Annotated in this window: 1 protein-coding gene and 2 pseudogenes; all 3 read right to left on the bottom strand. The window is 35.7% G+C overall.

The window, feature by feature from the left end; translation table 11 throughout:
• Positions 1 to 3,227: pseudogene (locus BW964_RS22165) on the bottom strand (hypothetical protein); the annotation flags it as partial.
• Complete coding sequence (locus tag BW964_RS22160) at positions 3,224 to 3,832, bottom strand: T9SS type A sorting domain-containing protein (protein ID WP_228437942.1); 609 nt, start codon at positions 3,830 to 3,832, stop codon at positions 3,224 to 3,226. The gene BW964_RS22160 and the pseudogene BW964_RS22165, both read right to left, overlap by 4 nt.
• A pseudogene (locus BW964_RS22790) lies at positions 3,793 to 4,077 on the bottom strand (T9SS type A sorting domain-containing protein); the annotation flags it as partial. The pseudogene BW964_RS22790 and the gene BW964_RS22160, both read right to left, overlap by 40 nt.

The following is a 4,077-nucleotide window of genomic DNA, read 5'->3' as shown; positions in this document are numbered from 1 at the left end:
TTGTAAAGTTCTCTGATGCCGGAGGGTGGGGTGATGCTTTTCACTCCGATTAACGGATCATAGCTGTAGGTACTGATCTGATACGCTGATAATGCGGAATTATTTCTAAACAGGTCTAAAGCCGCAATCAAAGTCTGTTCGGAAGAATCGGTACCTAATTGGGCATCGTTGTCTGAGGCATTAATAATAGTATCAATGATGGATTGACTGATATCTGAAAGCTTGGCGCCTTCGATCTTGGCAATAGGCTGGGTCTGGTTATAGCCCCAGATAATGGTTGTTGAAATGCCGTTTCTTGCAGTGTATTGTTGTATATTTCCCTTGTTGTCATATTGGTCGTAGGTGAGTTCTGTAGAACCTGTAACAGGGTTGTGCAGATCGAATGACAGTGCAGAAGTTGGAAATAAGTGGGTGGAACTGTCATATTTTGTTTCGGATTTATTGATCACCTTACCATTTTCTTTTACTTCTGTTGCCAATGGAATGCCTATCATATGGGCATTGATGAGTTTTTGATTCCCTATTTCATGGGCGTATACAAAGTTGGATGTTGATACTGTATTGTCGGGATAAGTGGTTTTCTGTTGTGTTAACTGATAGTGAAGAGGATTGTTATAGAAATAATTTGTAGTAGTGGTGAGTTTTTTATAGGAAGAATCATCATCTGTATCCACAGGAATATTTTCAAAATATAAAGTTTCTGTTTTATTATTGAGAGGAACAGAATAAGATTTTCTTGGAAGATAAAATAAAACTAAATTGGTCACCAAGTTATTAGGATCCTCTCCCGATGCGTAATAAAACTGTTCATACACGGATTTTCCCATCAGATTGTAGATCGTTTTTGTTTCTGTAAAATCGTAATTAAAAACAGTTTTTTGTTTCATATAGGCTTTCCCATTGTTTAAGCTTGAAAAAACTCTATTTTCAATTAGCTTACCATTATAATCTTCATATAAAACACTACGGTTGAAATCTTTCACCGCAGAACCTGAAATCAAAGCTAAATCTTCAATACCCCCAAAGTAGCTAGTTCCCGAACTGGGTGGAGGCGAATAAAAAGTATACGTCCCATCATATACTCCATCTATAAATCTTTTTTCTTCTCCCCCTTTTTCAAAACCATCTCCTCCATAACTAATGGTAACTACCGGGAAAGCTAGTGGTTGATCAAAATAATCGCTAGAATTTTGTGACGAAAGAATAGTTTGCTGAATAGCTTTAGGATATAATAAAGGCGTTCCAGACTCACTTGTACAGCCTGCTATATCGTACATAAAAGTAGTATAGCCACCTATTTGGTAAAGATTATCTGGAAGCAGACTAGGATTATTAATTTTATCAAATGAAGTATAATACAGTCTTTTGGTATTGGTAGTACTTACCCCGTCGAAGTCTGAGATTCTTTTTAATCTGAGCCCGACATTGTTTACTTCTTTATATTTATTTTTATAAACCACCTCATAATTACCAATATCATGATAATTTGCTCTTAATAGTTTCATAACAAACTTATATTGTTTGTTTTTTTCAGTTGCAAAATCAAAAGTTACAGTTTTTTGAGATGGCCCATCCTGACCAAAAACAGGTTTAGGCAAGAGTAAATTCTGATCTTTTAAGACTTGATTAGTAACAGCATCCAGTATTTTGAAATTAGCAGTATAGTTAGCAGGCGGACCACTTACCATATGCTGGGATATAAATAGGTTTACCTTAACTTGATCATCCATTACTTCATTTCCATCAAGAAATGAAGAGTTTTCCAAGTTAGCAGGAATTTCATCAGCATCCAGCATCCCATTTTTGCTGTCGTAGACAATACTTTTCTGACCTAATCCCTCATATTCATAAAATGTTTTACCTTTAGTAGGATAAGTTATTGATTTTAAAGTTCCTTTTACTGCATAATTAAAATCTGACCTTCTGTCGGCAAGACCTTCCAATCCGGGAAAATTGGTACCAGTTCCGTCTCCGATTAATAAGTTAATATTAGGAACTAAAGTATAAGAATTTTTTCCATTATAATATCCATACAAATCAGTAGTACGGCTCATTCTTGCAGGTATCGCAAGTGGATCATTGTATTCAAAAACATATTCATTATTATATAGCTTAGTATCATTTACAACATCATAGATTTTAAGATTTGATAAAAAGAACCTTTTGTTCAGTGGTGAATCCAGATAAACAAATGCGAATTCTTTATATTTTTTATTTCTGTTAAAAATTTCTATTGAAGATATTTTATCAACATCCGAAGGATCATAATTGATTTTAATGGTCGATTGCTCCCCTTTAATAGCTGTTAAAGTTCTTGAATCGTTTATTTTTAAGACAAACCCGGAAGACGTTCTATTAAGGCCTAAAGGTCTTATTGAACTTGCACAATCCTGATAAGTCTGGGTACGAATAGATTTCCATTCCGTTTCCGATATAGGCGTACTCTTGGGTCCATTATTTTTATACTCAAAGTTGATTTCACTCCCCTGAACATTTTGGATTTTTGTCAGGTAAAAACTGGTATATCCTCCAAGCTCAGGAGCATCTCTTACAAATGTTCTCTCAATAGCAGTGCTTCCTCCAAAATAATATTTTATTCCCTCGTTTGTAGTCAGTATAAATGCGTGGGTGGTTTTAAAATCACCTACTGTTTGTATTTTAAATTGATGACTATCTGATAAGAGGACGGGGTTTAAATCTTTATCTAAATAGAAACTCCCATTAAGTCCATTGACTGAAATATTAAATACATCAACTTCGTTATCAATAGTCGCATCCTTCACATATGAATTCAGCAATGTTGCATTTGCAGAACCATTTGGTGACTGTGTAAGGGTATTTATTCCATATAAATTTTCGAAAATTAATCTTTTAGCAGGAATCCGCATCTCGTCAGGAAAATCATATATAGTCCGTGTGATGACTCCTCCCATATCAAGAAGCCAACTAACACCGACATTATTGGGTATATCATTTACTTTAACACCTAATTTTGAATATTTTAATTCAATATTATTGAAGAGATTCTTTTCTTTAATTCCGGTAATTGGAATACTGATTTGCGCCATTCCTTTATATTCATTTAATGGCTGATTACCATAGGTTACCATTTCTGCTGACTGCGGAGATGGCGGAACAATATTCGTTGTTTCATTACCTAAATGACGTTGAGAATTCACTATTTGGTAAAAAAAGAGGATGCATATAATGAGTGTTATTCTTTTCATTTCTTAATTAATTTAGCATTAGCCGTTTTATTCGTATCCGTTTTTATCGTCACCAGATAAGCCCCCTGAATGAGATTCTGAGTATTGATCTTCGTCACTTTATTCTTAGTTTTCACCGTCTGAAGCTGCCTTCCTCCCATATCATACAACACAATATCAGCCTCTTTAAAATCGTAGCCAATTTCTACGTAAGCATATTCTGAAACGGGGTTCGGATAGATTTTAATGTTTTGTTTCTCGATTAGCTGATCAAGTTGCTTATCTCCCAATTTGACAATCTTCCAGTTTTCTTTTCCGAGTTCCTCTGCGCTGGTTCCCGCCAGAATGATAGAACCATCCCGGTTGAGCTTCAAGTCTGAAAGTCTCTCCTCTCTTTGTCTCTTGTCTCCGGTCACGTGTTTTCTCCATTGTTCATTTCCGTCCTGATTCAGATACAACATCCAGAACGTTTCATCTTCAGCTTCTATTCTTCCCTCAGCCTGGGTGTATCCTCCCAGTAAAATTCCTTTGGTAAAGTCTTTATTCTTTTCTCTTTCATCCTGGCTCTGAATCACACTCATTCCCATCAGTATATCGCGGTTTTTAAATTGTAAGACTTTTGCCACATCTCTTCACCTCTTTCGTTTAAAGAGATCAACCATAGGTCTGTTCCCTTTTCGATTCCTACTGTTTTATTCCCTGATCTTTCGGATCTTGATTCTCCACCGATGATATAGCCGATTGAAGTCAAAGCCAATGTTCTCAAATGATCATCCCCTTTTCCTCCAAAATTCTTTTCCCATTCTGCTTTTCCGGTTTTATCCAGCTTGACGATCCAGTAATCGCCTTCACCGTAGTTTTCCGTTTTCTT

It is taken from the genome of Chryseobacterium shigense, from assembly GCF_900156575.1.
Lineage (GTDB): Bacteria > Bacteroidota > Bacteroidia > Flavobacteriales > Weeksellaceae > Chryseobacterium > Chryseobacterium shigense.
The sequence above is the reverse complement of the archived record's forward strand: the minus strand, read 5'-3'. Positions and strand labels throughout refer to the sequence as shown.